Origin of the sequence: Mycobacterium sp. E740, from assembly GCF_001672895.1 — a bacterium.
GTDB lineage: Bacteria > Actinomycetota > Actinomycetes > Mycobacteriales > Mycobacteriaceae > Mycobacterium.
Genome location: NZ_LZKP01000083.1, coordinates 1 through 25,675, shown reverse-complemented (window position 1 = coordinate 25,675; position 25,675 = coordinate 1). Strand labels below are relative to the sequence as shown.

The following is a 25,675-nucleotide window of genomic DNA, read 5'->3' as shown; positions in this document are numbered from 1 at the left end:
TCGGCTGTGATCACCCGCATGTCGGAGCTGTTTCTGCGCACCCTGCGCGACGACCCGGCCGACGCCGAAGTGCCCAGCCACAAATTGCTGATCCGCGCCGGCTACATCCGGCCGGTCGGGCCCGGGCTGTACAGCTGGCTGCCGCTCGGGCTGCGGGTGCTGCGCAACGTCGAGCGGGTCGTGCGCCACGAGATGGCCGCCATCGGCGGGCAGGAGATCCTGTTCCCCGCGCTGCTGCCCAGGGCGCCGTACGAGACCACCAACCGATGGACCGAGTACGGAGAGAGCCTGTTTCGCCTGCAGGACCGCCGCTGCAACGAGTATCTGCTGGGCCCCACCCACGAGGAGCTGTTCACCCTGACGGTGAAGGGGGAGTGCAGCAGCTACAAGGATTTCCCGCTGCTGCTGTTCCAGATCCAGACCAAGTACCGCGACGAGGCGCGGCCACGGGCGGGCATCCTGCGCGGACGCGAGTTCGTGATGAAGGACTCGTACTCGTTCGACGTCGACGACGACGGCCTGGCGGCGCAGTACGCGGCGCATCGCCAGGCGTACCAGCGCATCTTCGACACGCTGGGCGTGCGCTACGTCATCGTCTCGGCGGTGTCGGGCGCGATGGGAGGCAGCGCGTCGGAGGAGTTCCTCGCCGAGAGCGAGATCGGCGAGGACACGTTCGTGCGGTGCGTGCAATCGGGTTACGCCGCCAACGTCGAGGCGGTCACCACCGCTGTTCCTGCGCCCCTGCCGATCGACGGCCAGCCAGCGGCCACTGTCTACGACACCCCGGACACGCCGACGATCGCGACGCTGGTCGACTGGGCCAATTCGGCGCTGGACCGTGAGGTGACCGCGGCCGACACGCTGAAGAACGTCATGCTCAAGACGCGGCAGCCCGGCGGCGAATGGGAACTGCTGGGGATCGGTGTGCCCGGTGACCGGGAAGTCGACGACAAACGGCTCGGCGCCGCGCTCGAACCCGCGGAGTACGCGTTGCTCGACGACGCCGACTTCGCTCGCCACCCTTTCCTGGCCAAAGGCTATATCGGCCCGAAGGCGTTGCAGGACAACGGTATTCGCTACCTCGTCGATCCGCGTGTCGTGGGCGGCACGGCGTGGATCACCGGAGCCGACGAGCCGGGCCGCCATGTCGTCGGCCTGGTCGCCGGTCGCGACTTCGTCCCCGACGGCACGATCGAGGCCGCCGAGGTGCGCGACGGTGACCCCTCGCCGGACGGCGCCGGACCGCTGGTGTCGGCCCGCGGTATCGAGATCGGCCACATCTTCCAGCTGGGCCGCAAGTACACCGACGCGTTCGAGGTCGACGTGCTCGGCGAGAACGGCAAGCCGGTTCGGTTGACGATGGGCTCCTACGGCATCGGCGTGTCGCGACTGGTCGCCGTCATCGCCGAACAGCACCACGACGAGCTCGGCCTGCGCTGGCCGTCGGCGGTGTCGCCGTTCGCCGTACACGTCGTCATCGCGAACAAGGACGCCGCCGCCCGCGCCGGCGCCGAAGGCTTGGCGGCCGAGCTCGACCGGCTCGGGCACGACGTGCTGCTCGACGACCGGCAGGCCTCGCCGGGCGTCAAGTTCAAGGACGCCGAGCTGCTCGGTGTGCCGTGGATCGTGGTGGTCGGTCGCGGCTGGGCCGACGGGGTCGTCGAGCTGCGCAACCGGTTCACCGGGGAGAAGCGCGACGTCGCCGTCGACGCCGCGGCGGCCGACATCTCGGCCGTGCTGGCTTCGCCGAACGTGCGCTGAGCGCGAAAAACAGCCCTTGAAATCGCCGTGACCGCACGCTCGGCGAAACGGTGCGCCGTTACTCGTGGCCGCCGGGAAACGCGACCGTGACCGGGGTCGTGCCGAGCACCTGCCGCCAGCGCGCGGCCGTCACGGCGCTCTGCGTCAGCGCCGCGACGCCGAACGCGCGGTCCTGTTCGGTCTTGGCCTGCTCGACGACGGCCCGCCACGCGACGGCGCCGTCCTCCTCCATACGAACCGCGAGCTTCGCGGCGTCGGCGGGTGTCTGGACGTCGATCGGCAGCTGGTAACCGGCGGCGGGCACGGGGCCCGCGATCGAGCGGGCCTCGAGCATGGCCAGCGCGGCCTCACGGCGCGCCCGGTGTTCGGCCATCGTCTTCGACACCAGGTCGTTGACCTCCGGCGTCGAGTGCGCCGACACCACCCCGTACCCGTAGATGGTCGCGTGCTCGGTGGCGATCGCGTCGAACAGCGCCCCGTCGGCCGGGTCCGAGGGCCGCGGCGGCTCGACCGACGTCATTGCGGCCGTCCGGGCTCGGCGAGGGCCACCGTGGGCGCCGCCGTGCACGCCGCGGCGATCGACGCGACCAACCCGGCGCGGTAGCCGGAGAGCTTGGCCGCCAGTTCGGTGGCGGTGGCCGCCGACCCGCGCAGCGCGTTGGCGACGTCGGCTACCGTCGGCGCCCTCGCCGGCTCCGCGGTCGTGCTGGTCGGGGTACTGGTAGGCGCCTCGTTGCCGCGCATCCGGACCAGCTCATCGGAAAGCGCCTGGGCGTGGGCAGCGCGTTCGGCCGCCACCGCGGTCAACGCCTGCGCGACGGCGCCGCGCTGTTCGGCGGCGGCATCGGTGGCCAGCTGGCTGTCGGAGCGCGCTCGGTCCAGCTGGGCGGCGAGCTCGTCGACCTCGGGCGGAGGCGGCGGCGACCCACATGCCGCAGCGGTCGCGCCGAGCAGGGCCAACGCCGCGGCCGAGGCCAGCACGCGTCGCCTGCTGAGGGTCGGCAGAGGGCTCGGCACGAGCAACATCTTGCCATTGCGCTGAAGATCGCATCGGTGCTCGTTTGGCGTTTACCGCGGCGGTGCTGGCGTATCGTTGGGAGTCGATTCGGCGGTTGTGCCGCGGTAATCGGGTCCGGACAACTCAAGACGAGGAGCTCGCCGTGACGGAGCGTTCTGCGGCATTGCCGTCGCAGAAAGAGGTGATCGAGCTACTCGACGACGAGTTCGCGCGCGCAGGCTACGAAATCGAGGACGTAACCGTCGACGCCGCGGCGCGTCCGCCGCGCATCACGGTGGTCGCCGACGGCGACGACGGCCTCGATCTCGATTCGATCGCCGAGCTGTCGCGGGCCGCCTCAGCATTGCTCGACGAGGCCGACGCCAGATGGACACCGTACGTCCTCGAGGTGACCTCCCCGGGCGTGGACCGGCCGCTGACGTCCGAGAAGCACTACCGCCGGGCGCTCGGCCGCAAGATCGAACTGACGTTGTCCGACGGCACGCAGCTCACCGGCCGGCTCGGCGAAACCGTGAACGGCGTGGTGCGTCTGGTGGTCCGGGAAGGTCGCCAAGCCAACTTCTCGGTTCGTGAGCTCCCGCTCGAGGGGATTGCGAAAGCCGTTGTGCAGGTCGAATTCTCGCCTCCCAGTCCGCGAGAACTGGAGCTGGTCGGCCAATCTGGGAAGGAGGCTTGACGCGTGAACATCGACATGGCCGCGTTGCACGCCATCGAGGTCGACCGGGGTATTCCGGTGGGCGAACTCGTCGAGACCATCAAATCCGCGCTGCTGACCGCCTACCGGCACACCGAGGGACATGCCGCCGAGGCGCGCATCGAGATCGACCGCAAGTCCGGTGAAGTCAAGGTCATTGCCACCGAGGCCGACGAGGACGGCAATCCGATCACCGAATGGGATGACACCCCAGAGGGTTTCGGCCGCGTCGCCGCCACGACGGCACGCCAGGTGATGCTGCAGAGATTCCGCGATGCGGAGAACGAGAAGACCTACGGGGAGTTCTCGGCGCGGGAGGGCGACATCGTCGGCGGCGTGATCCAGCGCGATGCGCGCGCCAACGCCCGCGGCCTGGTCGTCGTGCGGATGGGCAGTGAGACGAAGGGTTCGGAGGGCGTCATCCCGGCTGCCGAGCAGGTGCCCGGTGAACGCTACGAACACGGTGACCGGTTGCGCTGCTATGTAGTCGGGGTCAGCCGTGGGGCGCGGGAACCGTTGATCACGCTGTCGCGCACCCATCCGAACCTGGTGCGCAAGCTGTTCTCTCTGGAGGTGCCCGAGATCGCCGAGGGGTCCGTCGAGATCGTGGCGGTCGCCCGCGAGGCCGGCCACCGCTCGAAGATCGCGGTCACCTCACGGGTGTCGGGCCTCAACGCCAAGGGCGCCTGCATCGGGCCGATGGGCCAGCGGGTGCGCAACGTCATGAGCGAGTTGTCGGGCGAGAAGATCGACATCATCGACTACGACCCCGACCCGGCGAAGTTCGTCGCCAACGCGCTGTCGCCCGCCAAGGTGGTCTCGGTGGCGGTCATCGACGAGACGGCCCGTGCCGCACGTGTCGTGGTACCCGACTTCCAGTTGTCGCTGGCGATCGGCAAGGAGGGGCAGAACGCACGGTTGGCAGCCCGGCTCACCGGTTGGCGCATCGACATCCGCAGCGACGCCGCCCCCAGCGGCAGTCCGAAACCCGATGCCGAACGGCCCGCGAACACCGCGCGCGGGGCAGCCGAAGAGTCCTGAGCCCGGCCCCACGCCGACCGGCGCAGCCATTTTCAATTACCCGCGACAGTGACGGTAGACTCACCTGTGATCCAGCGCGAGACTTCGGCTTCGGCGCAACGACGCAGCCCCGACGAACCTGTCGGACCGGTGCGGACCTGCGTGGGGTGCCGAAAGCGAGAGCTGGCCGTCGAACTGCTCAGGGTGGTCGCAGCCGGTGACGGGAACGGTGATCGTGCCGTGACCGTCGACCCGGCGAGAAAGCTGCCGGGGCGGGGTGCTTGGCTGCATCCCGATCCACAGTGCCTCGATGCGGCGATTCGGCGGCGAGCCTTCGGTCGAGCGCTGCGGATCACCGGTTCACCGGACGTATCCGCGGTGGTCGAGCACGTCGGCGCTCTCAGCAGCGCCGAAGCGCCCGGCCACTCCGGTCAAGAGAACAGGTAGCGAAGAACATGAGCACACCGTGAAGTCCCGATGACCATGCGTCATAGCTAACCCGAGGCGCGGCGCCTACCACCGCTGACGCCTCTAGAGATGGAGATGTAGTGGCAGGTAAGGCCCGTGTACACGAGTTGGCCAAGGAACTCGGTGTCACCAGTAAGGAAGTTCTCGCTCGGCTGAGCGAACAGGGCGAGTTCGTCAAGTCCGCGTCCTCCACGGTTGAGGCGCCGGTCGCCCGCCGGTTGCGGGAATCGTTCGGCGGCGGCAAGCCGGCCGCCGAGAAGGTCAAGGCGGACGGAAACGGCTCGCCGGCCGCGACGCCCGCCAAGAGCGCCGCTCCAGCGGCGCCCCCGGCGGCGCCCGCCCCGAAGCCAGCGGCCCCGGCCGCCGCCGCTCCGCCCGTCGCACCCCCGCCAGCAGCGGCCGCCCCGCCGGCCGCGCCGGCTGTGCGTCCCGGTCCGACACCCGGCCCGCGGCCCGGTCCTGCGCCGAGCGCGCCCAAGCCCGCGCCGCGGGTGCCGCGCGTCGGCAACAACCCGTTCTCGTCGCAGCAGCCGGTCGACCGGCCGATACCGCGTCCGCAAGGTCCTCGGCCCGGCCCCGGCGGCCCGCGCCCCGGCGCCCCTCGGCCCGGTATGTCGCCGAGCAACATGCCGCCGCGTCCCGGCGGACCCCGGCCCCCGCGCCCCGGTGGCGGCCCACGGCCGGGCCCCGGCGGCGGTCCCCGTCCCGGTGCGGGACAAGGCGGTCGTCCCGGTGGCGCAGGCGGCGGCGGTAACTACCGCGGCGGCGGTGGCGGCGCCCCGGCCGGTGGTGGCGGCTATCGCGGCCGTCCCGGCGGCGGCGGTCGTCCCGGCCAGCGCGGTGGTGCGGCCGGTGCGTTCGGCCGTCCCGGCGGCGCCCCGAAGCGCGGTCGCAAGTCGAAGCGGGCGAAACGCGCCGAATACGAGAACATGCAGGCCCCGGTCGTCGGCGGCGTCCGGCTGCCGCACGGCAACGGTGAGACGATCCGGCTGGCCCGCGGCGCGTCGCTGAGCGATTTCGCCGAGAAGATCGACGCGAACCCGGCCGCGCTGGTGCAGGCCCTGTTCAATCTCGGCGAGATGGTCACCGCGACGCAGTCTGTCGGCGACGACACCCTCGAGCTGCTCGGCAGCGAGATGAACTACAAAGTTCAGGTCGTCTCGCCGGAAGACGAGGACCGCGAGCTGCTGGAGAGCTTCGACCTGTCCTACGGAGAAGACTCCGGAGACGAGGACGACCTCGAGCAGCGTCCGCCGGTGGTCACCGTCATGGGCCACGTCGACCACGGCAAGACCCGACTGCTCGACACGATCCGTAACGCCACCGTGCGCGAGGGTGAGGCCGGCGGCATCACCCAGCACATCGGCGCCTACCAGGTCGCCGTCGACCTCGACGGCAACGAGCGACCCATCACCTTCATCGACACCCCCGGTCACGAGGCGTTCACCGCCATGCGTGCCCGCGGTGCGAAGGCCACCGACATCGCGATCCTGGTGGTCGCGGCCGACGACGGTGTCATGCCCCAGACGGTGGAAGCGGTCAACCACGCTCAAGCGGCCGACGTGCCGATCGTGGTGGCGGTCAACAAGATCGACAAGGAAGGTGCCGACCCGGCCAAGATCCGCGGTCAGCTCACCGAATACGGGCTGGTCCCCGAGGAGTACGGCGGCGACACGATGTTCGTCGACATCTCGGCCAAGGCCGGCACCAACATCGAGGCGTTGCTCGAAGCGGTCATCCTGACCGCGGACGCGTCGCTGGACCTGCGGGCCAACCCCGACATGGAGGCCCAGGGTGTGGCGATCGAGGCGCACTTGGACCGCGGCCGCGGCCCGGTGGCGACTGTGCTGATCCAGCGCGGCACGCTGCGGGTGGGCGACTCGGTGGTGGCCGGCGATGCCTACGGCCGCGTCCGCCGCATGGTCGACGAACACGGCGAGGACGTCGCCGAGGCGCTGCCGTCGCGGCCCGTCCAGGTCATCGGTTTCACCTCGGTGCCCGGCGCGGGCGACAACTTCCTCGTCGTCGACGAGGACCGCATCGCCCGTCAGATCGCCGACCGGCGCAGCGCGCGTAAACGCAACGCCCTGGCGGCCCGCAGCCGCAAGCGCATCAGCCTCGAGGACCTCGATTCGGCGCTGAAGGAAACCAGCCAGCTGAACCTGATCCTCAAAGGCGACAACGCGGGCACGGTCGAGGCGCTCGAGGAGGCCCTGCTGGGCATCCAGGTCGACGACGAGGTCGAGTTGCGCGTCATCGACCGCGGCGTGGGTGGCGTGACGGAGACCAACGTCAACCTGGCGTCGGCTTCGGATGCGATCATCATCGGCTTCAACGTCCGCGCCGAGGGCAAGGCCACCGAGCTGGCCAACCGCGAGGGTGTGGAGATCCGCTACTACTCGATCATCTACCAGGCCATCGACGAGATCGAGAGCGCGCTCAAGGGCATGCTCAAGCCGATCTACGAGGAGCGCGAACTCGGCCGGGCCGAGATCCGCGCGATCTTCCGGTCGTCGAAGGTCGGCAACATCGCCGGCTGCCTGGTCCAGTCGGGGATCATGCGGCGCAATGCCAAGGCCCGGTTGTTGCGCGACAACGTCGTGGTGGCCGAGAACCTCACCGTTTCCTCGTTGCGTCGCGAGAAGGACGACGTCACCGAGGTCCGCGAGGGCTACGAGTGCGGTCTGACGCTGACCTACTCCGACATCAAGGAAGGCGACGTCATCGAGACATACGAGCTGGTCGAGAAAGAGCGCACCTAGAGATGGCGGATCCGGCACGAGCACGCCGGCTGGCCAAGCGCATCTCGACCCTCGTCGCCTCGGCGATCGAGTACGAGATCAAGGATCCGCGGCTGACCGGCGTCACGATCACCGACGCCAAGGTCACCAACGACCTGCACGACGCGACCCTGTACTACACCGTGCTCGGCTCCTCGCTGTCCGAGGAGCCGGACTACGGAGCGGCGGCCGCGGCGCTGGAGAAGGCCAAGGGTGTGCTGCGGTCCAAGATGGGCGCGAGTCTCGGCGTGCGCTTCACTCCGACGCTGACGTTCGAGCGGGACACCGTCCCCGATGCCGCGGTCAAGATGGAGGAACTGCTCGCCCGCGCCCGCGCCGCGGATGAGGATTTGGCGAGAGTTCGGCAAGGCGCTAAGCACGCGGGGGACGCCGACCCGTACCGTGTCAATGAGGTGGAGGGCGAAGCAGTCCCCGGGGGGCCTGACGACGCTGAGGACATCGGTGACCGCGATAGACAAGACGACTGACGCTGCCGAAGTAGGCGATCGGGTCGACGCTCATGCCGCCGCCGATTTGCTCTCGGCTGCCGCGACGATCGGCGTGGTGTGCCACGTGTATCCCGATGCCGACACGATCGGTGCCGGGCTGGCGTTGGCGCTGGTGCTCGACCAGTTGGGCAAGAGCGTCCAGGTGAGCTTCGCCGAGCCGGCGGACCTGCCCGAATCGCTGCAATCGCTGCCCGGCGGGCACCTGCTCGTCGGCCCCGACGAGATGCGCCGCGATGTCGACCTGGTGGTCACCGTCGACATTCCCAGCATCAACCGGCTGGGAGCGCTGCGTGAACTGGCCGAGCACTGCCGTGAGGTGCTGGTCATCGATCACCACGCGTCGAATCAGCTGTTCGGCAGCGCGAACTACGTCGACGCTTCGGCCGACTCCACCACGATGCTGGTGGCCGATCTGCTGGACGCCTGGGGCAAACCGATCGACATCGGTGTCGCGCACTGCCTCTACGCGGGCCTGACCACCGACACCGGCTCGTTCCGGTGGGCCAGTCCACGCGCGCACCGGCTGGCCGCGCGCCTGGTCGACCTCGGCGTCGACAACGCTGCGATCAGCCGCACGCTGCTCGACACCCATCCGTTCGCTTGGCTGCCGATGCTGTCGCGGGTGCTGTCCTCGGCGGAGTTACTGCCCGAAGCCGCCGGCGGCCAGGGCCTGGTGTATGCCGTTGTGGGATACCAGGAATGGTCGAAGGCGCGGCCCGAAGAGGTCGAGAGCATCGTCGACATCGTGCGCACCACGGAGCAGGCCGAAGTGGCCGCGGTGCTCAAAGAGATCGAGCCTGCACGCTGGTCGGTGTCGATGCGAGCGAAGTCCTACGACCTGTCACCGGTCGCCAGCGGATTCGGGGGTGGCGGACACCGGTTCGCCGCCGGATACTCGGCCACCGGGTCCGCCGACGACGTGGTCAAGGCGTTGCACGCGGCCCTTGGCTGAACCCGTAGCGGAGCCACCGGACGGTCCGGTCGACGGCCGCCGCATCGCCGGGCTGGCGTTGCCGGCGCTCGGCGTGCTGGCCGCCGAACCGATCTATCTGCTGTTCGACCTCGCGGTGGTGGGCCGGCTGGGTGCTCTGGCGCTGGCCGGGCTGGCGATCGGCGGGCTGATCCTGACCACGCTGAGCTCGCAGATGACCTTTCTGTCCTACGGGACCACCGCGCGCTCGGCTCGTTTCTTCGGGGCGGGCGATCGCAAGGCGGCGGTCGGGGAGGGTGTGCAGGCGACGTGGCTGGCCCTCGGCCTGGGCGCCGTGATCATCTGTGCGGTAGAGGTTTTCGCGGTGCCGCTGGTGTCGGCGCTGGCCGGGTCGTCCGAAGGCGGGGAGATCGCCGACGAAGCCCTGAGTTGGGTGCGTATCGCGATCGTCGGGGTGCCCGCGATCCTGGTGTCGGCGGCCGGCAACGGGTGGATGCGCGGAGTGCAGGACGTGGTGCGGCCGCTGAGGTTCGTAGTGTTCGGGTTCGGGGTGTCGGCGGTGCTGTGTCCGCTGCTGGTCTACGGCTGGCTGGGGATGCCGAGGCTCGGGCTGGCGGGCTCAGCCGTGGCGAACATGGCGGGGCAGTGGCTGGCCGCCGCGCTGTTCTGCCGCGCGCTGGTGACCGAACAGGTGCCGTTGCGGATCCAGCCGCCGGTGTTGCGCGCGCAAGTGGTGATGGGCCGCGATCTGCTGATGCGGACGATGGCTTTCCAAGCCTGCTTCGTTTCGGCCGGTGCGGTCGCCGCCCGTTTCGGTGCGGCCGCCGTCGCCGCCCACCAGGTTGTGCTGCAGTTGTGGAATTTCCTTGCGCTGGTGCTGGATTCACTGGCGATCGCGGCACAGTCGTTGGTCGGTGCGGCGCTGGGGGCCGGCGAGTTGGGGCACGCGAAGTCGGTGGCGTGGCGGGTGACGATCTTCTCCACGTTGGCGTCGGCCGTGCTCGCCGTGGTGTTCGCCGTCGGCGCGTCGGTGTTTCCCAGTGTGTTCACCGACGACCAATCGGTGCTCGACGCGATCGGGGTGCCGTGGTGGTTCATGGTGGCCCAATTGCCTATTGCCGGAATTGTTTTCGCGCTGGACGGGGTGCTTCTCGGGGCCGGTGACGCCAAGTTCATGCGCAACGCGACGCTGACCAGCGCGTTGCTCGGCTTCCTGCCGTTGATCTGGCTGTCCCTGGCGTTCGGCTGGGGCCTGCTCGGGATCTGGTCGGGGTTGTCGACGTTCATGGTGCTGCGGCTGGTGTTCGTGGGCTGGCGCGCGTTCTCCGGCCGCTGGCTGGTTCCGGGGACTGGTTAACTTCTTGGCGCGAGCGTGCGTGTTTGCACACGACACGCCGCGCTTTTACGGCATTTTCCGCACCTTCGCGACGCGATCAGTGTGCGGTTTCACTTACCGGCGCGCTACCGCGGCCCAGCCGAACTCCGTCGTCTTGACTTTCACGTCACCGAAACCGGCGGCTGCCAACCGGTCCCGGAGCGTCGCCGGGTCGACGGGATTGTAGGTGTCACCCTCATGCGCGACGGCCAACTCGTCGCTGCCGAGGCTGTCGCTGGCCACCAGGGCGGCGCCGGGCCGCAGCACCCGGGCGACTTCGGCGAACAACTTGTCCTGCATCTCGACCGTCGGAACATGGTGCAGCATCGTGAAACACGCTGCGCCGGTGAATCTTCCGTCGTCGTAGGACAGCGTCGTCGCGTCCCCGCGCACGATTTCGACCGTCGGCACATCGGCGAACCGGTCCCGCAGCATCGCGGCCAGCTCGTCGTCGATCTCCACCGAGGTCAACCGCGCGACCGATTCGCTCAACACATCGGTCGTCGCGCCGTACCCCGGGCCGACCTCGAGCACGTCGTCACCGAGATCGATCTCACCCAGCGCCCACGGCAGGATGACTTCGCGGATCAACTGCCGCCACTCGTCGCTTCCGCAGTACTCGTGCGCTTCGTTCACGCTCGACAGCCTACGAGCGTGCGCAAAATGCCGCTGGAAGTCGGTGTGTCGTGTGCAAACACGCACCGTCGCGCAAATGTCAGGTTCAGCGGACCTGCGAGCGGCCTCGCTGCAGCACGGCGTCGCGGTTGGCGGCGATGTCGTCGCCGCTGGCGCTGCGCATCCACTCCCGCGCCGACGCGGCTTCGATCCAGAGCCCCTCGTTGGTCTGCGCCTCGTCGATGCGGTGATAGGACGCGAGCAGGGCGCGGACCGCGCGCTGATTGTTGCCGACGATCGACGCCGCCACCTGCCGTGCGCTCGCCAGCAGCTCGGCGTGCGGCACCACCTGGGTGACCAGTCCGGCGCGCAGTGCCTCTTCGGCCGACAGGTAATCACCGGTCAGACTCATCCGGCGCGCCATCCCGACACCGACTTTCTGCGGCAGCCGCACCGACAGCCCCCAGGTCGGGAGCAGGCCGACGCGGGCGTGGGTGTCGGCGAACCGGGCCTGCTCGGAGGCGATCAGGATGTCGCAGTAGAGCGCGAGCTCCAGCCCGCCGGTCACCGCCGCACCGTTGATTGCTCCGATCACCGGCTTCGTCATGGGCGGCCACTTGGGCGAGATATCGGGCAGCTCGGTCGTATCGCCGAGCTCTTTGAGGTCCAGGCCCGCGCAGAACACCGGGTCGGCGCCGGTGAGGATCACGACGTCCACGCCGTCGTCTGCTTGCGCATCGCCGAGCGCGGCGTAGAACCGCCTGCGCAGTTCCGCCGACAGCGCGTTGCGCGCCTGTGGCCGGTTCAGGGTGAGCGTGCGCACCCGGTCTTGGGTCGTGATCAGCAGGATGTCGGTACTCGCTGGGCCGGTCATGCCAATGAACCTATCGTGGACGCATGTGCCGAAACATCACCGAGCTACGCGGGCTCGAACCGGCGGCGAGCGACGAGGAGATCGAGGCTGCGGCGCGCCAGTACGTCCGCAAGGTCAGCGGGATCACCCGGCCGACGGCCGTCAACGCCGACGCCTTCGAGGCCGCCGTCGCCGAGGTTACCGAGACCACTCGGCGGCTGCTGTCCTCGCTGCCGCCGCGACGTCAGCCGCCCAGCACCGTGCCGCCGCTCCGTAGGCCTGAAGTACGCGCCCGGATCGCCGCCCGAACTGCGCGGTGACCACCGCGCTCAAGGAGTGGAGCGCGGCGGTGCACGCGCTGCTCGACGGCAGGCAAACAGTGCTGCTGCGCAAGGGCGGCGTCCACGAGAAGCGGTTCGCCGTCACCGCATCACGTTTCCTGCTCTTTCCGACCGTCGCCCACAGCCACGCCGAGCGGGTACGCCCTGAGCACCGCGACCTTCTCGCCGCCGCGGCCGGCGACAGCACCGAGGATGCGGTGGTGCTCCGCGCGGGCGCCGACGTCGTCGCCGCGATCGAGGTCAACCGCCCTGAGGCCCTCGAATGCATTGCGCGACACCACATCTGGACCGACGAGTCGATCGTGGCGGACCGTCTCGACTTCCGGCCCAAACACCGGCTCACCGCGCTCGTCGTGCGGGCAAGCCCGCTGCGCCAACCGCTGCAGCTCGCGCGCACGCCCGATTACGCCGGGTGCACCAGCTGGGTACCGCTGTCCGTCGACCCCGATTGGGCGCCGCCCGTCCATGACGACGCCACGCTTGACGAGATCGCCGACGACGTGCGCCGCTCAGTCGGTTGACGGAGGACGCGGACCTGCGGGCAGGACCAGCCGCGAGACACCGTCGCCCAGATACACGGTGTGGGTGGCGGAGGCGAGCGCAGAACCGGTGCCGAGCGGTTCCCCGGTGCCCAGGTTGCGGGCGAACCTCGGGTGCGACCCGCCGGCCACGAGCACACGGATCCTCGAGCCGGCGGAGAACCGGTGCGCCACGGCGTCCAGCTCGATTCGCACGATGCCCGAATCCGTTGCCGCACCGACATATCCGTCGCTGATATTGCGTGAGCGCCCTTTGGCGTCCACCTCGCTGATGCGCACCCACAGATCATTGTGCGGGTTGTCGCACGAATGCGAGAGCTCCAGCACGGGCGTGCCGACGACGTAGAGGTCGGTCGGCAGCCGGTCGCCGGTAAAGCTCAGCACGTCGGCCCGCTGGGCCAGTGCGGTGTCACGGCGGTAACCGCCATCCGGCGAGAGCAGCCGGCCGCCGACCGTGGGTGTCGGGTTCGCGGGGTTGTAGGTGAACGTCGCGGTGGGCGCCGTCTCGGGCGGCACCGCGTCACCGAGCCGGCCGCCGGGCTGCAGGTACCGCACCTGCTCGGGCATCTCCGGCGGCCACTCGGAGAGCTCCGTCCACCCCCGGCCGTTGATGAAGATGCGCACCGGGCGGCGGCGACGACCGGCGCGCCCGCTCAGGTGGGTGCCGAGCCAGTCCAGGGACTCGCGAATGACGGTCGGCGCGGCCTTGCCCATCACCTCGGCATGTGTCCACGAGCCGATCGTCAGCCCGACGGTCACTCCCCGCTCGTGCAGGCGCTGGTACTGCGCGAGCGTCTGTTCGAGGAACAGGTCCTGCCAGCCGCCGATCAGCAGCACCGGTATCTCGGTGCGGTCCAATGCCTCGCGGATGTTCAGCGACGTCCAGAACGGGTCGTCGGATTCGGGGTGGTCCAGCCAGGACTCCCACCACGACGCGCCGGAGCCCAGCAGCGCCCGGCCGGCCTCACCCGCGGGCAGCCGTGTCGTCGCGCGAGCCAGGGCGCGACGCGACCGCAGCTGGCCCCACAGCACGCGCAGCTTGTTGCGCTCCTCCTGGCGGGCCACCAGCTCGCTCCAGCCGAGGAAGTCGTTGAGCGCGAATGTGCCAGTGCCCCAGCGCGGACCGCTCACATCGTGCGGACCGACGGTGATGACGGCAGCCTTCATCTCGGGTGGTGGGTCCATCAGCAGCGCCCACTGCGTGAAGCCGAGATACGACAGCCCGATCGTGGCGAACGTTCCGGTGAACCAGTCCTGCCGGCGCAGCCAGGCCACCGTGTCGGCGCCGTCGGCGATCTCGTTGACCATCGGGTCGAACTCGCCACCGGAGCCGAATGTGCCGCGCACGCTCTGGAACACGACGTGATAGCCGCGCGACGCGTACACGCCGGCGTACAACGCCGCGAAAGGGAACCGGCGGCCGTAGGGGCAGCGGACCAGCACCGTGCCGGCCGGGTTGTCGGTCGCCGGCGCGTAGTGGTCGCCCTTGAGTTCGACGCCGTCGCGCATGGGGATGCTGACCTTGTGTACCTCGAAGCCGCACGTGTTCGGGGGCAGGCGGAACAGGCGCGAGAGGATGCGTCCGGCGAACCGCGCGGTCTTCGGACGGGAGGTGGCAGCAGCAGCGACGGTGGTCACCTTGTCGAGGCTACGCAGCCCGGGCTCGGGCACCCGCGCAACGCCCCTCAGCAGATCGAGCGGAAGCGCCTCAGAACACGTAGTGCGGGATCAGCTCGTGGGCACGCTGCAGATTGGTCTGCATGCAGTCGGGGTTCGGCTTGGAGTAGATCGGCGAATAGAACAGCGACTGCTGCAGCACTCCGTAGCTGGTGTCGAAGGCGATCATGCAGGTGACCCACCAGCGGTTGTTCCAGTCGGTGGGCTTCATGATCCAGTACTGCGCGGCGCGGTGCCCGTCGATGTCGAGTTCGACCGCGTCGGTGGGCAACGTCTGCTCGTAGGAGCGCCAGACGATCGCCTCGACGGCCATCTGATAGTTGCCGGCGTCGTACTTGCAGCGCAGCTGGTCCTCGGGAACCGGAGGCGTGAACGCCAGCCCGATGGCCTGGACCGCCTCGAGCGGGATCTGCTTGCACGGGTTGAACGGGGACGGGTTCGTCGTCTCGACGACGGGCCACTTGATCGACGTCGTCACGTTCGTCATCGGGAGCTCGTTCACGCTCACCTGCGGAACGCTCGCGGGATTGGTCTGCCACACCACGGTCACCGCGGCGACCAACGCGCACAGCACCGAGAGCAGGCGCAGCTTGGCGGCCATCACACCCCTTTGTCCGTCGGTCCGACCCTGCGGGGAGTGTAGCGGGCGCCCGCCGGCCGCCGAGGAGGAAAGAGAACATGTTCCAGTTGCCGGCGAGTCGGTGACATCGCCTTAAGTAGGCTGGTCGGTTGTGACACGCGACGGCCGACGACCCACCCTCTGGGCGATCAGCGACCTGCACACGGGTCACACCGGCAACAAACCGGTGACCGAGTCGCTGCACCCGGCCTCGCCGGATGACTGGCTCATCGTCGCCGGCGACGTCGCCGAACGCACCGACGAGATCCGCTGGGCCCTGGATCTGCTGCGCAAGCGGTTTGCCAAGGTGATCTGGATCCCGGGCAACCACGAGCTGTGGACCACCAACCGCGACCCGATGCAGATCTTCGGCAGGGCCCGGTACGACTACCTGGTCAACCTGTGCGACGAGATGGGCATCGTCACGCCCGAGCACCCGTTCCCGGTGTGGACGGAGGAGGGCGGCCCGGCGACCATCGTGCCGATGTTCCTGCTGTACGACTACACCTTCCTGCCCGCAGGTGCGGCGACGAAGGCCGAGGGGCTGGCGATCGCGCGGGAACGCAACATCATCGGCACCGACGAGTACCTGCTGTCGGCCGAACCGTATGCGACGCGCGACGCCTGGTGCCGCGACCGCGTGGCCCACACCCGCAAGCGGCTCGAGGATCTCGACTGGATGACCCCGACGGTTCTGGTCAACCACTTCCCGATGGTCCGCGAGCCCTGCGACGCGATGTTCTACCCGGAGTTCTCACTGTGGTGCGGCACCACGGCAACCGCCGACTGGCACACCCGCTACAACGCGATCTGCTCGGTCTACGGGCACCTGCACATCCCGCGCACCACCTGGTACGACGGCGTGCGCTTCGAGGAAGTCTCGGTCGGATATCCGCGAGAGTGGCGGCGCCGCAAGCCGTATCGGTGGATGCGCCAGATCCTGCCCGATCCGCAGTACCCGCCCGGCTATCTCAACGAGTTCGGCGGCCACTTCGAGATCACCCGGGAGATGCGGGAGAACGCCGAGAAGATGCAGCAACGGATCCGCGACAGGCAAGCCTCGCGATGACGATCACCGCCTCGTTGCTATCCGGTGTGCTGCCCACGACGACTGGGCTGGCCGCCGCGGAACTGTATCGCGATCCGCCGGAGCTCGCGCCGCTGCCGGAGGAGGAGCCGCTGGTCGCCAGGTCGGTGGCCAAGCGCCGCAACGAGTTCGTCACCGTGCGGCACTGCGCGCGTCAAGCGCTCGGTGAGCTCGGGGTGGGGCCGGTGCCGATCCTCAAGGGGGACAAGGGCGAACCACGTTGGCCCGACGGCGTCGTCGGCTCGCTGACCCATTGTGACGGCTACCGCGGTGCTGCGGTGGGCCGGCAAGCCGAGGTGCGGTCGGTCGGCATCGACGCCGAACCGCACGGTGTGCTGCCCGACGGCGTGCTCGACGCGATAAGCCTGCCCGCCGAGCGAATGGAGCTGGCGCAGCTGCCGGGCGGTCTGCACTGGGATCGAATCCTGTTCTGCGCCAAGGAGGCAACGTACAAGGCGTGGTTCCCGCTGACCCACCGCTGGCTGGGCTTCGAGGATGCGCACATCGTCTTCGACGTCGACGACGGCGGGACCTCGGGCGGGTTCGTCTCGCGAATCCTCATCGATCCCGCCGCGGAGCATGGGCCGCCGCTGCAGGCCCTGCCCGGCCGGTGGTCGGTACGCGACGGTCTGGCGCTGACCGCGATCGTGCTGTGAGTGAAGCTGGTCTGGTCGTCGTCGACAAGCCCGCCGGCATGACGAGCCACGACGTCGTCGGCCGCTGCCGCCGGTTCTTCGGCACGCGCAAAGTGGGGCACGCCGGCACGCTCGACCCGATGGCGACCGGCGTGCTCGTCGTCGGAATCGGGCGGGCCACCAAGATTCTCGGCCTGCTGACGGCGACCGACAAAGGGTATTCCGCAACGATCCGGCTGGGCCAAACGACCACCACCGAAGACGCCGAAGGGCAAGTGCTGCAGACTGTTTCGGCCGACGGCGTCACCGACGCGCAAATCGAACAGGCGGTCGCCCGGCTGCGCGGCGAGATCGAGCAGGTGCCCTCGGCGGTCAGTGCGATCAAGGTCGACGGCCAGCGGGCCTACAAACTCGTCCGCGAAGGGCAGCCGGTCGTACTGGCGGCGCGCCGCGTCCGCATCGACCGCTTCGACGTCCTCGCCGTCCGTCGCACACCCGGTCTCGTCGACGTCGACGTCGAAGTCGACTGCTCCAGTGGCACGTACATCCGGGCCTTGGCGCGCGACGTCGGCGCTGCGCTGGGAGTCGGCGGGCACCTCACGGCGTTGCGGCGCACCCGGGTCGGCGGCTTCGGATTGCGCGAGGCGCGCACGCTCGACGACCTCGCCGACGCGCCGCGGTTGTCCTACAGCCTCGACGCCGCATGCCTATTGGCGTTTGCGCGCCGCGACCTGACCGCCGCCGAGGCCGAGGACGCCCGCCAAGGCCGTCCGCTCGAACCCGCCGGTATCGACGGCGTCTACGCGGCGGCGGCCCCGGACGGGCAGGTGATCGCGTTGCTGCAAGACCGGTCGGAGCGCACCAAGTCGGTGGTGGTGCTGCGCCCGGCGACGCTGTAGTCCGGGACTTGTCGCCAACTTCGTTAAACGGACAGTCTTCGCGGCGCATACTGTCAGCGGCGTCTAGAGATCGGAGTCATCATGGCGTCTCCGTACAAGCTCCTCCAAATAGCGCTGGCCGTCATCGGAGTGCTCGCGCTGTGCCTGTATCCCCTTGCGGTGGTGTGGCCGTCAGGCTGGGCATGGCATCCGGGACCGCCGCATCATTCCGACTACTTCATGATGATCGTCGGGATCTACATCACGCTCGGCGTCTTCCTGATCAACGCAGCGCGTGATCCACGGGCGAACCTCAGTTTGATCTGGTTTGCGGTGTGGTCGAGCGTCGTGCACGCGGTCATCATGGCCGTGCAGGCGTTGCGCGGGGAACGCGAGATCGGGCACCTGTGGGGTGACGTGCCGGCACTGCTGCTCATCGCAATCGTGCTGTCGGTTCTCGTGCGGGCGGCCGGGCTCACGCGTTCCGAACTCCCGGCAGACCAGCGAAGCTAGCTCGCGACCACCCAGATCGCCTCTGCTGCAGGGCTTCCCAGCTCGACCGTCGTGTCGCCGCCGTCGATGGATTCGATCGCCACCGATATCATTCCTGCGAAGTCGCGGCGGGCCAGCACCCGCAGCCGTGAGTCGAGGTTGATGCCGACGCTCTCGAAGTAGCGCAGCATCTCCGGGTCGGCGTCGGAGATCCGCGCGATCGTGCCGGTGTCCCCGTCGTGGCAGGCCGACAACTGGCGCGCGTCCGGCGTGGGCACCTGGCCGTCAGCGGCGGGGATCGGGTCGCCGTGCGGATCGCGGGTCGGATGGCCGAGCTTCGCGTCGATGCGGTCCAGCATCCGGTCGGACACGGCGTGCTCGAGCACCTCGGCCTCGTCGTGCACCTCGTCCCAGCTGTAACCCAACTCGCGGACGAGGAACGTCTCCATCAGCCGGTGGCGACGCACCATCGCCAGCGCGGCGGCCCGGCCGGCCTCGGTCAGCGTCACCGCGCCGTACTTCTCGTGGTCGACCAGTCCCTGGTCGGCGAGCTTGCGGATCGACTCCGAGGCCGTGCTGGCCGAAACGCCGAGCCGCTCGGCGAGCAGCTTGGTGCTGATCTTCTCCTGCGACCACTCCTGAACGGTCCAGATGACCTTCAGGTAGTCCTGCGCAACCGTCGTCAGGTCGCGCGCATCACCGGCAGGATTCACAGTGACAAAGTTTAGGCAATGGTCACCTCATCTGGGCATCCAGCGAAGCACCGAGCCCCCGGCGCGCCGTAGTCTTGGTTTCGTGCAGCGCTGGCGGGGACAAGACGAGATCCCAACCGACTGGGGCCGATGCGTCGTCACCATCGGGGTCTTCGACGGTGTGCATCGCGGCCACCAGGAGCTGATCAACCACGCGGTCAAGGCCGCCCGTTCCCGCGGTGTCCCGGCGGTGCTGATGACGTTCGACCCGCACCCGATGGAGGTCGTGTTCCCGGGCAGCCATCCCGCCCAGCTGACGACGCTGACCCGGCGCGCCGAACTGGTCGAGGAACTCGGCATCGACGTGTTCCTGGTCATGCCCTTCACCGCCGACTTCATGAAGCTGACCCCCGAGCGCTACATCCACGAACTGCTGGTCGAACGACTGCACGTGGTGGAGGTCGTGGTGGGGGAGAACTTCACCTTCGGCAAGAAGGCCGCGGGCAACGTCGCGCTGCTGCGCAAGGCCGGCGAGCGGTTCGGCTTCGCCGTCGAGAGCATGTCGCTGGTTTCCGAGCACCACCAGGACGAGACCGTCGCGTTCTCGTCGACCTACATCCGGTCCTGCGTCGACGCCGGGGACGTCGTCGCGGCCGCCGAAGCGCTGGGCCGCCCACACCGCGTCGAGGGCGTGGTGGTCCGCGGGGACGGACGCGGCAAGGTACTCGGTTTCCCCACTGCCAACGTGGCGCCGCCGATGTACTCGGCGATCCCCGCCGACGGCGTCTACGCGGCCTGCTTCACCGTGCTCGGTCACGGACCGATCACCGGCAGCGTCGTCCCGGGTGAGCGATACCAGGCCGCGGTGTCGGTCGGCACCAACCCGACCTTCTCCGGGCGCACGCGCACCGTCGAGGCGTTCGTGCTCGACACCGACGCCGACCTGTACGGCCAGCACGTCGCGGTCGACTTCGTCGTGCGGCTGCGCGGGCAGGAGAAGTTCGCGACGGTGCAGGAGCTGGTCGAGCAGATGGGCCGCGACACCGAGCACGCCCGCTCGATCCTGTCCCGCTGAGCCGCGCCCGCGTTCCGCGGATTTCATTACCCGGACGCGCCGCTGCTAGACTCCGTGCCGACCTGGCGTGCGCTGCAGTTCGCGGCGGCTGCGCCTTCCCGGGCCCGGCTCGGCCCTTCCCGCGAACTGAGAAGATGGAGTTGTTTCGTGGCGCTCACCGCCGAACAGAAGAAAAGCATCCTGAGCGAGTACGGCCTGCATGACACCGACACCGGCTCGCCGGAGGCGCAGGTCGCGCTGCTGACCAAGCGGATCACCGACCTGACCGAGCACCTGAAGGTGCACAAGCACGACCACCACTCGCGGCGCGGGCTGCTGTTGCTGGTCGGCCGTCGCCGCCGGCTGCTCAAGTACGTCGCCCAGGTCGACGTGCAGCGCTACCGCTCGCTGATCGAGCGCCTCGGGCTGCGTCGCTGACGCGAATTTCGGCCCAGTACCTGCGGCAGAGTACGATGGCCTCGTTCGACTGCCGATTCGGCTCGAACGACCAGGGTGCGGTCTTCGCAGCTCCGCGAGCACCGTTCCCGCGCGTCATAACCGGACCTGCCTGATCGCGCGGTCTTCGGTAGTGGCTGCCGGACGAGTTGCCGGCAGCTTCGATCGACGGCCGTAGCCGCATCGAGGCCGGTGGTTCGGTAGCTGTGACGCCGCGAAAACAGCTGAACAGTGCAAGCACTGAACCCAGAGAGGCCATACGGACACCCATGTCTGTAGTTGAAATTGAAGACGGCGTGTACGAGTCGACCGCCGTCATCGACAACGGAAGCTTCGGCTCCCGCACCATCCGCTTCGAGGCCGGCCGGCTCGCCCAGCAGGCCGCCGGATCGGCCGTCGCCTATCTCGACGACGAGACCATGCTGCTGTCGGCCACGTCGGCCAGCAAGAACCCCAAGGACCACTTCGACTTCTTCCCGCTGACGGTCGACGTCGAGGAGCGCATGTACGCCGCCGGGCGCATCCCCGGCTCGTTCTTCCGCCGCGAAGGCCGCCCCTCAACCGACGCGATCCTGACCTGCCGGTTGATCGACCGGCCCCTGCGCCCATCGTTTGTCGACGGGTTGCGCAACGAGATCCAGGTCGTGGTGACGGTGATGTCGCTGGACCCCAAGGATCTCTACGACGTGCTGGCGATCAACGCCGCCTCGATGTCCACCCAGCTGGCGGGCCTGCCGTTCTCCGGTCCGATCGGCGGTGTGCGGGTCGCGCTGATCGACGGGACCTGGGTCGCGTTCCCGACCGTCGAGCAGCTCGAGCGGGCCGTGTTCGACATGGTGGTCGCGGGTCGCGTCCTCGAAGACGGTGACGTCGCGATCATGATGGTCGAGGCCGAAGCCACCGACAACGTCGTCGAGTTGGTCAACGGCGGCGCCCAGGCGCCGACGGAAGCCGTGGTCGCCGAGGGCCTGGAGGCCGCCAAGCCGTTCATCAAGGTGCTGTGCGAGGCGCAGCAGGAGCTGGCCGGCCGCGCGGCGAAGCCGGTCGGGGAGTACCCCGTGTTCCCCGAATACGGCGACGACGTCTACTACGCGGTCGCCTCGGTGGCGACCGACGCCCTGTCCGAGGCGCTGACCATCGCCGGCAAGCAGGAGCGCAACGACCGCACCGACGAGATCAAGGCCGAGGTGCTGCAGCGGCTGGCCGAGCAGTACGCCGGCCGCGAGAAAGAGGTCGGCGCCGCGTTCCGGTCGCTGACCAAAAAGCTTGTGCGCCAACGGATTCTGACCGATCATTTCCGCATCGACGGCCGTGGCATCACCGACATCCGCGCGCTGAGCGCCGAGGTCGCGGTGGTGCCGCGAGCGCACGGCAGCGCGCTGTTCGAGCGCGGCGAGACGCAGATCCTCGGTGTCACCACGCTCGACATGATGAAGCTGGCCCAGCAGATCGACTCGCTGGGGCCCGAAACCAGCAAGCGCTACATGCACCACTACAACTTCCCGCCGTATTCGACCGGTGAGACCGGCCGCGTCGGCTCGCCGAAGCGCCGCGAGATCGGCCACGGTGCGCTGGCCGAGCGGGCGCTGGTTCCGGTGCTGCCGAGCGTCGAGGAGTTCCCGTACGCGATCCGTCAGGTGTCGGAGGCGTTGGGCTCCAACGGCTCCACGTCGATGGGCTCGGTGTGCGCGTCGACGCTCGCGCTGCTCAACGCCGGGGTGCCGTTGAAGGCGCCGGTCGCGGGTATCGCGATGGGCCTGGTGTCCGACGACATCGAAGTCGAGGGTGGTGGCGTCGAAAGACGCTTCGTCGCGCTGACCGACATCCTCGGTGCCGAGGATGCCTTCGGCGACATGGACTTCAAGGTCGCGGGTACCAAGGAGTTCGTCACCGCACTGCAGCTGGACACCAAGCTCGACGGGATTCCGTCTCAGGTGCTGGCCGGTGCGCTGTCGCAGGCCAAGGACGCCCGGCTGACCATCCTCGAGGTGATGGCCGAGGCGATCGACCGGCCCGACGAGATAAGCCCGTACGCGCCGCGGATCACCACGATCAAGGTGCCGGTCGACAAGATCGGCGAGGTGATCGGCCCGAAGGGCAAGATGATCAACTCGATCACCGAGGAGACCGGTGCGTCGATATCCATCGAGGACGACGGCACGGTTTTCGTCGGCGCGACCGACGGTCCCTCGGCGCAGGCGGCCATCGACAAGATCAACGCGATCGCCAACCCGCAACTGCCCAAGGTGGGGGAGCGGTTCCTCGGAACTGTCGTCAAGACAACCGATTTCGGCGCATTCGTGTCGCTGTTGCCGGGCCGCGACGGGCTCGTGCACATCTCGAAGCTGGGGCGCGGCAAGCGGATCGCCAAGGTGGAGGACGTCGTCAAGGTCGGCGACAAGCTGCGCGTCGAGATCGCCGACATCGACAACCGGGGCAAGATCTCGCTGATCCTGGTCGCCGAGGAAGACTCCGCGGAGTCGGCCGAGACGGCACCGGCAGATGCCGCCGCGGCGAGCAGCTAGCGAATTGCGCCGCGGCGAACGCGGCGACGGATCGTCACTGGCGGTGCGCCGCACCGTGTTGCCCGGTGGCCTGCGTGTGGTCACCGAGTACATCCCGTCCGTGCACTCCGCATCGGTGGGGCTGTGGGTCAACGTCGGTTCGCGCGACGAGGGCCCCAGCGTCGCCGGCGCGGCGCATTTCCTCGAGCACCTGCTGTTCAAGTCGACACCGACGCGCTCGGCGGTGGACATCGCCCAGGCGGTCGACGCCGTCGGTGGCGAACTGAACGCGTTCACCGCCCGCGAGCACACGTGCTACTACGCCCACGTGCTCGACTCCGACCTGGAGTTGGCCGTCGACCTGGTCGCCGATGTGGTGCTGCGGGGCAAGTGCGCCGTCGAGGACGTCGAGGTCGAACGCGACGTGGTGCTCGAAGAGATCGCCATGCGCGACGACGATCCCGAAGACACTCTCGGTGACGTGTTCCTGTCGGCGATGTTCGGCTCGCATCCGGTCGGCCGGCCGGTCATCGGCAGCGTCGAGTCGATCTCGTCGATGACCCGCGCGCAGCTGCACTCCTTCCACGTCCGGCGGTACACGCCGCAGCGGATGGTGCTGGCCGTGGCGGGCAACGTCGACCATGACGAAGTGGTCGCGCTGGCGCGCGAGTACTTCGGCGCTCGGCTCGTCCGTGGCCGCGAGCCGGTGGCGCCCCGCAGGGGGACCGGCCGGTTGAGCGGGCAACCGAGCCTGCAATTGGTCAGCCGCGACGCCGAGCAGACCCATCTGACGCTGGGCGTCCGCACGCCGGGACGTCACTGGGAGCACCGGTGGGCGTTGTCGGTGCTCAACACCGCGCTGGGCGGGGGCCTGAGTTCGCGGCTGTTCCAGGAGATTCGGGAGAGCCGCGGGCTGGCGTACTCGGTGTACTCGACGGTGGACACCTTCTCCGACAGCGGGGCGCTGTCGGTGTACGCCGGCTGCCTGCCGGAGCGGTTCGACGAGGTCGTCCGCGTGACGACCGATGTGCTGCAGGCCGTGGCCCGTGACGGGATCACCGAAGCCGAATGCCGGATAGCGAAGGGTTCGTTGCGCGGCGGCCTGGTGCTCGGCCTCGAAGACTCCGGGTCGCGGATGAACCGGATTGGACGTAGCGAGCTGCATTTCGGCGAACACCGCACCATTGAGCAGACGCTGGCCAACATCGACGCGGTCACGCTCGACGAGGTCAACACCGTGGCCCGCACGTTGTTGAACCGCCGGTACGGCGGCGCCGTGCTGGGACCACAAACCATGAAACAGTCACTGCCGCAACCTCTTCGGGCCCTCGCCGGCTGATCGGCTACTCTTGGGCCGATGACTCGACTGTCGCGGCGCCGTGTCCTGGTCGGTGGCTTGACGCTCGCAGCGGTTGCCTGCAGCCAGCGCCCCGCGGTGGCCGACCCTCTTCCCGGCGCGCCGATCGGCGACCGGATCGGTGAGTTGGAGGCGCGGCACAACGCGCTGATCGGCGTGTTCGCGGTCAACCTGGACACCGAGCGCACCATCGCACACCGTGCCCAGGACTCCTTCGCGATGTGCTCGACGTTCAAGGGTTACGCCGCCGCGCGAGTACTCCAGAAAGCCGAACGCGGTGAGCTCGCACTGACCGATCGCGTCACCATCGAGCGCAGCGACATCCTGCCGAACTCGCCGGTCACCGAGACTCGGGTCGGGCAGTCGATGACACTTGCCGAGTTGTGCGAGGCCGCACTGCAGCAGAGCGACAACGCCGCAGCAAACTGGCTGCTGCGCGTGCTCGGCGGGCCGTCGGCGATCACCGACTTCGCCCGTAGCATCGGCGATCCGCGTTCGCGGCTGGACCGGTGGGAGACCGAGTTGAACACAGCGATTCCCGGCGACCTCCGCGACACGTCCACACCTGAGGCCATCGGCGGCGGATTCCGTTCGATCCTGACCGGCGCAGTGCTCGCGGAGCCGCAACGCCGGCAACTCGACGAGTGGATGCGCGCGAATCGGACGTCGAGTGTGCGGCCGGCCCTGCCGCCGGGATGGACGACGGCCGACAAGACGGGCAGCGGCGATTACGCCAGCACCAACGACGTGGGCATCGCCTACGGGCCGAACGGTGAGCGCCTGCTGCTGTCGATCATGACGAGGACGGCCGGCAGCGATCCGAGCACGCCGAACAACCGCGCGTTGATCGCAGAACTGGCCGGACTACTCGTTCCGGCGCTGCTCACCTGATATTTCCACCAAACCGCCCCGGGCTCCCCGCAGCCGGGGCGGTTGGTCGAGCGGCAGCCCCCCACACGCTCCCCCACGCCAACCGCTGTACCGAAGGGTATGGCATCAGCGGCCGGGATTGAATCGGGGGAATCCCTATGTTTTCGGCCGCGGGCTCAGGCCAGGATGCTCGACGGCTCCGTGAACGGCAGGCACAGATCATTCGCGACCTGCCGGGACAGCAGCGCGCCCGCGTGGGTGGACAGCCCCCTGGCCAGGGTGGCGTCCGCTCGACAGGCGTCTCGCCAGCCCCGGTCGGCCAGCTCGAGGACGAACGGCATGGTGGCGTTGGTCAGGGCGAACGTCGACGTCCGCGGCACGGCACCAGGCATGTTCGCGACGCAGTAGAAGGCGGTGTCGTGGACGCTGTAGGTCGGGTCGTCGTGGGTG

Annotated in this window: 26 protein-coding genes and 1 pseudogene; 19 read left to right on the top strand and 8 right to left on the bottom strand. The window is 68.9% G+C overall.

Features of this window, described 5'->3' with window-relative positions:
* Positions 1–6 precede the first annotated feature (6 nt).
* Positions 7–1,761, top strand: coding sequence for a proline--tRNA ligase (locus A5663_RS07600; protein WP_068146175.1), 1,755 nt, complete (start codon positions 7–9; stop codon positions 1,759–1,761).
* A gap of 58 nt (positions 1,762–1,819) precedes the next feature.
* On the opposite strand, the gene A5663_RS07595 is transcribed toward A5663_RS07600, so the two are convergent.
* Both A5663_RS07595 and A5663_RS07590 read right to left on the bottom strand, forming a co-directional pair.
* Positions 1,820–2,281 carry a ferritin-like domain-containing protein gene (locus tag A5663_RS07595; protein ID WP_068146172.1) on the bottom strand — a complete coding sequence of 154 codons (462 nt, stop codon included), beginning with the start codon at positions 2,279–2,281 and terminating at the stop codon, positions 1,820–1,822.
* The gene (locus A5663_RS07590; RefSeq protein WP_197503326.1) at positions 2,278–2,787 is read right to left on the bottom strand and encodes a hypothetical protein; all 510 of its coding nucleotides are present in this window, start codon (positions 2,785–2,787) and stop codon (positions 2,278–2,280) included. Before A5663_RS07590 ends, A5663_RS07595 begins: the two co-directional genes overlap by 4 nt.
* Positions 2,788–2,921: 134 nt before the next feature.
* Here A5663_RS07590 and rimP point away from each other — a divergent pair, with 134 nt between their 5' ends.
* The 7 genes from rimP to A5663_RS07555 all read left to right on the top strand — a co-directional run bounded on the left by rimP (position 2,922) and on the right by A5663_RS07555 (position 10,538).
* Entirely contained in the window at positions 2,922–3,455 is a 534-nt protein-coding gene (gene rimP / locus A5663_RS07585; RefSeq protein WP_068146310.1) for a ribosome maturation factor RimP, read from the top strand.
* 3 nt (positions 3,456–3,458) lie between these two features.
* Positions 3,459–4,514 (top strand): transcription termination factor NusA, encoded by a 1,056-nt coding sequence (gene nusA, locus A5663_RS07580; RefSeq protein ID WP_068146168.1) that lies wholly within the window; start codon positions 3,459–3,461, stop codon positions 4,512–4,514.
* Between the two features lie 48 nt (positions 4,515–4,562).
* On the top strand, positions 4,563–4,940 hold the full coding sequence (locus A5663_RS23775) for a YlxR family protein (protein ID WP_369816598.1): 378 nt from the start codon (positions 4,563–4,565) through the stop codon (positions 4,938–4,940).
* A 101-nt stretch (positions 4,941–5,041) separates the two neighbouring features.
* Complete coding sequence (gene infB, locus A5663_RS07570; protein ID WP_068146163.1) at positions 5,042–7,723, top strand: translation initiation factor IF-2; 2,682 nt, start codon at positions 5,042–5,044, stop codon at positions 7,721–7,723.
* 2 nt (positions 7,724–7,725) lie between these two features.
* Positions 7,726–8,229, top strand: coding sequence for a 30S ribosome-binding factor RbfA (gene rbfA / locus A5663_RS07565; RefSeq protein ID WP_068146160.1), 504 nt, complete (start codon positions 7,726–7,728; stop codon positions 8,227–8,229).
* Complete coding sequence (locus A5663_RS07560; protein ID WP_068146157.1) at positions 8,204–9,202, top strand: bifunctional oligoribonuclease/PAP phosphatase NrnA; 999 nt, start codon at positions 8,204–8,206, stop codon at positions 9,200–9,202. Before rbfA ends, A5663_RS07560 begins: the two co-directional genes overlap by 26 nt.
* A complete protein-coding gene (locus A5663_RS07555) occupies positions 9,195–10,538 on the top strand; it encodes an MATE family efflux transporter (protein WP_068146153.1) in 1,344 nt (447 codons plus the stop codon). Before A5663_RS07560 ends, A5663_RS07555 begins: the two co-directional genes overlap by 8 nt.
* A 93-nt stretch (positions 10,539–10,631) precedes the next feature.
* Here the strand turns inward: A5663_RS07555 and A5663_RS07550 are convergent, their stop codons facing one another.
* Positions 10,632–11,192 carry a class I SAM-dependent methyltransferase gene (locus A5663_RS07550; RefSeq protein WP_068146151.1) on the bottom strand — a complete coding sequence of 187 codons (561 nt, stop codon included), beginning with the start codon at positions 11,190–11,192 and terminating at the stop codon, positions 10,632–10,634.
* Positions 11,193–11,277: 85 nt separating this feature from the next.
* Positions 11,278–12,045, bottom strand: coding sequence for an enoyl-CoA hydratase (locus A5663_RS07545; protein ID WP_068146146.1), 768 nt, complete (start codon positions 12,043–12,045; stop codon positions 11,278–11,280).
* Between the two features lie 23 nt (positions 12,046–12,068).
* Between A5663_RS07545 and A5663_RS07540 the strand changes: the two genes are divergently transcribed.
* Complete coding sequence (locus A5663_RS07540; protein WP_068146144.1) at positions 12,069–12,344, top strand: DUF2277 domain-containing protein; 276 nt, start codon at positions 12,069–12,071, stop codon at positions 12,342–12,344.
* Positions 12,341–12,886 carry a DUF1802 family protein gene (locus tag A5663_RS07535; protein ID WP_068146142.1) on the top strand — a complete coding sequence of 182 codons (546 nt, stop codon included), beginning with the start codon at positions 12,341–12,343 and terminating at the stop codon, positions 12,884–12,886. The genes A5663_RS07540 and A5663_RS07535 overlap by 4 nt, the downstream gene beginning before the upstream one ends.
* Here A5663_RS07535 and A5663_RS07530 read toward each other — a convergent pair.
* Positions 12,875–14,542, bottom strand: a complete 1,668-nt coding sequence (locus A5663_RS07530; protein WP_068146308.1) for a CocE/NonD family hydrolase — start codon at positions 14,540–14,542, stop codon at positions 12,875–12,877. The two genes, A5663_RS07535 and A5663_RS07530, sit on opposite strands and share 12 nt — an antisense overlap.
* 70 nt (positions 14,543–14,612) lie before the next feature.
* Positions 14,613–15,182: a DUF3558 domain-containing protein gene (locus A5663_RS07525; RefSeq protein ID WP_068146139.1), complete on the bottom strand. Its 570-nt coding sequence runs from the start codon at positions 15,180–15,182 to the stop codon at positions 14,613–14,615.
* A gap of 130 nt (positions 15,183–15,312) precedes the next feature.
* Between A5663_RS07525 and A5663_RS07520 the strand changes: the two genes are divergently transcribed.
* The 4 genes from A5663_RS07520 (at position 15,313) to A5663_RS07505 (ending at position 18,313) form a co-directional block, all read left to right on the top strand.
* Positions 15,313–16,269, top strand: a complete 957-nt coding sequence (locus A5663_RS07520; RefSeq protein ID WP_068146134.1) for a metallophosphoesterase — start codon at positions 15,313–15,315, stop codon at positions 16,267–16,269.
* Positions 16,270–16,271: 2 nt separating this feature from the next.
* On the top strand, positions 16,272–16,943 hold the full coding sequence (locus tag A5663_RS07515; RefSeq protein ID WP_304443150.1) for a 4'-phosphopantetheinyl transferase: 672 nt from the start codon (positions 16,272–16,274) through the stop codon (positions 16,941–16,943).
* Positions 16,940–17,821, top strand: coding sequence for a tRNA pseudouridine(55) synthase TruB (gene truB / locus A5663_RS07510; protein ID WP_068146130.1), 882 nt, complete (start codon positions 16,940–16,942; stop codon positions 17,819–17,821). Before A5663_RS07515 ends, truB begins: the two co-directional genes overlap by 4 nt.
* A gap of 81 nt (positions 17,822–17,902) precedes the next feature.
* On the top strand, positions 17,903–18,313 hold the full coding sequence (locus A5663_RS07505) for a DUF6632 domain-containing protein (RefSeq protein WP_068146127.1): 411 nt from the start codon (positions 17,903–17,905) through the stop codon (positions 18,311–18,313).
* On the opposite strand, the gene mntR is transcribed toward A5663_RS07505, so the two are convergent.
* On the bottom strand, positions 18,310–19,005 hold the full coding sequence (mntR, locus tag A5663_RS07500; RefSeq protein WP_068146122.1) for a manganese-binding transcriptional regulator MntR: 696 nt from the start codon (positions 19,003–19,005) through the stop codon (positions 18,310–18,312). The two genes, A5663_RS07505 and mntR, sit on opposite strands and share 4 nt — an antisense overlap.
* 82 nt (positions 19,006–19,087) lie before the next feature.
* Here mntR and A5663_RS07495 point away from each other — a divergent pair, with 82 nt between their 5' ends.
* From A5663_RS07495 to bla, 5 genes are all read left to right on the top strand, one after another.
* Complete coding sequence (locus A5663_RS07495) at positions 19,088–20,059, top strand: bifunctional riboflavin kinase/FAD synthetase (RefSeq protein ID WP_068146118.1); 972 nt, start codon at positions 19,088–19,090, stop codon at positions 20,057–20,059.
* A 147-nt stretch (positions 20,060–20,206) separates the two neighbouring features.
* The gene (gene rpsO, locus A5663_RS07490) at positions 20,207–20,476 is read left to right on the top strand and encodes a 30S ribosomal protein S15 (RefSeq protein ID WP_067224957.1); all 270 of its coding nucleotides are present in this window, start codon (positions 20,207–20,209) and stop codon (positions 20,474–20,476) included.
* A gap of 287 nt (positions 20,477–20,763) precedes the next feature.
* A complete protein-coding gene (locus tag A5663_RS07485) occupies positions 20,764–23,019 on the top strand; it encodes a polyribonucleotide nucleotidyltransferase (protein ID WP_068146113.1) in 2,256 nt (751 codons plus the stop codon).
* The gene (locus tag A5663_RS07480; RefSeq protein WP_082973985.1) at positions 22,997–24,337 is read left to right on the top strand and encodes a pitrilysin family protein; all 1,341 of its coding nucleotides are present in this window, start codon (positions 22,997–22,999) and stop codon (positions 24,335–24,337) included. Before A5663_RS07485 ends, A5663_RS07480 begins: the two co-directional genes overlap by 23 nt.
* Positions 24,338–24,355: 18 nt before the next feature.
* The gene (gene bla / locus A5663_RS07475) at positions 24,356–25,246 is read left to right on the top strand and encodes a class A beta-lactamase (protein ID WP_068146108.1); all 891 of its coding nucleotides are present in this window, start codon (positions 24,356–24,358) and stop codon (positions 25,244–25,246) included.
* A 155-nt stretch (positions 25,247–25,401) separates the two neighbouring features.
* Here bla and A5663_RS07470 read toward each other — a convergent pair.
* A pseudogene (locus tag A5663_RS07470) lies at positions 25,402–25,675 on the bottom strand (alanine dehydrogenase); the annotation flags it as partial.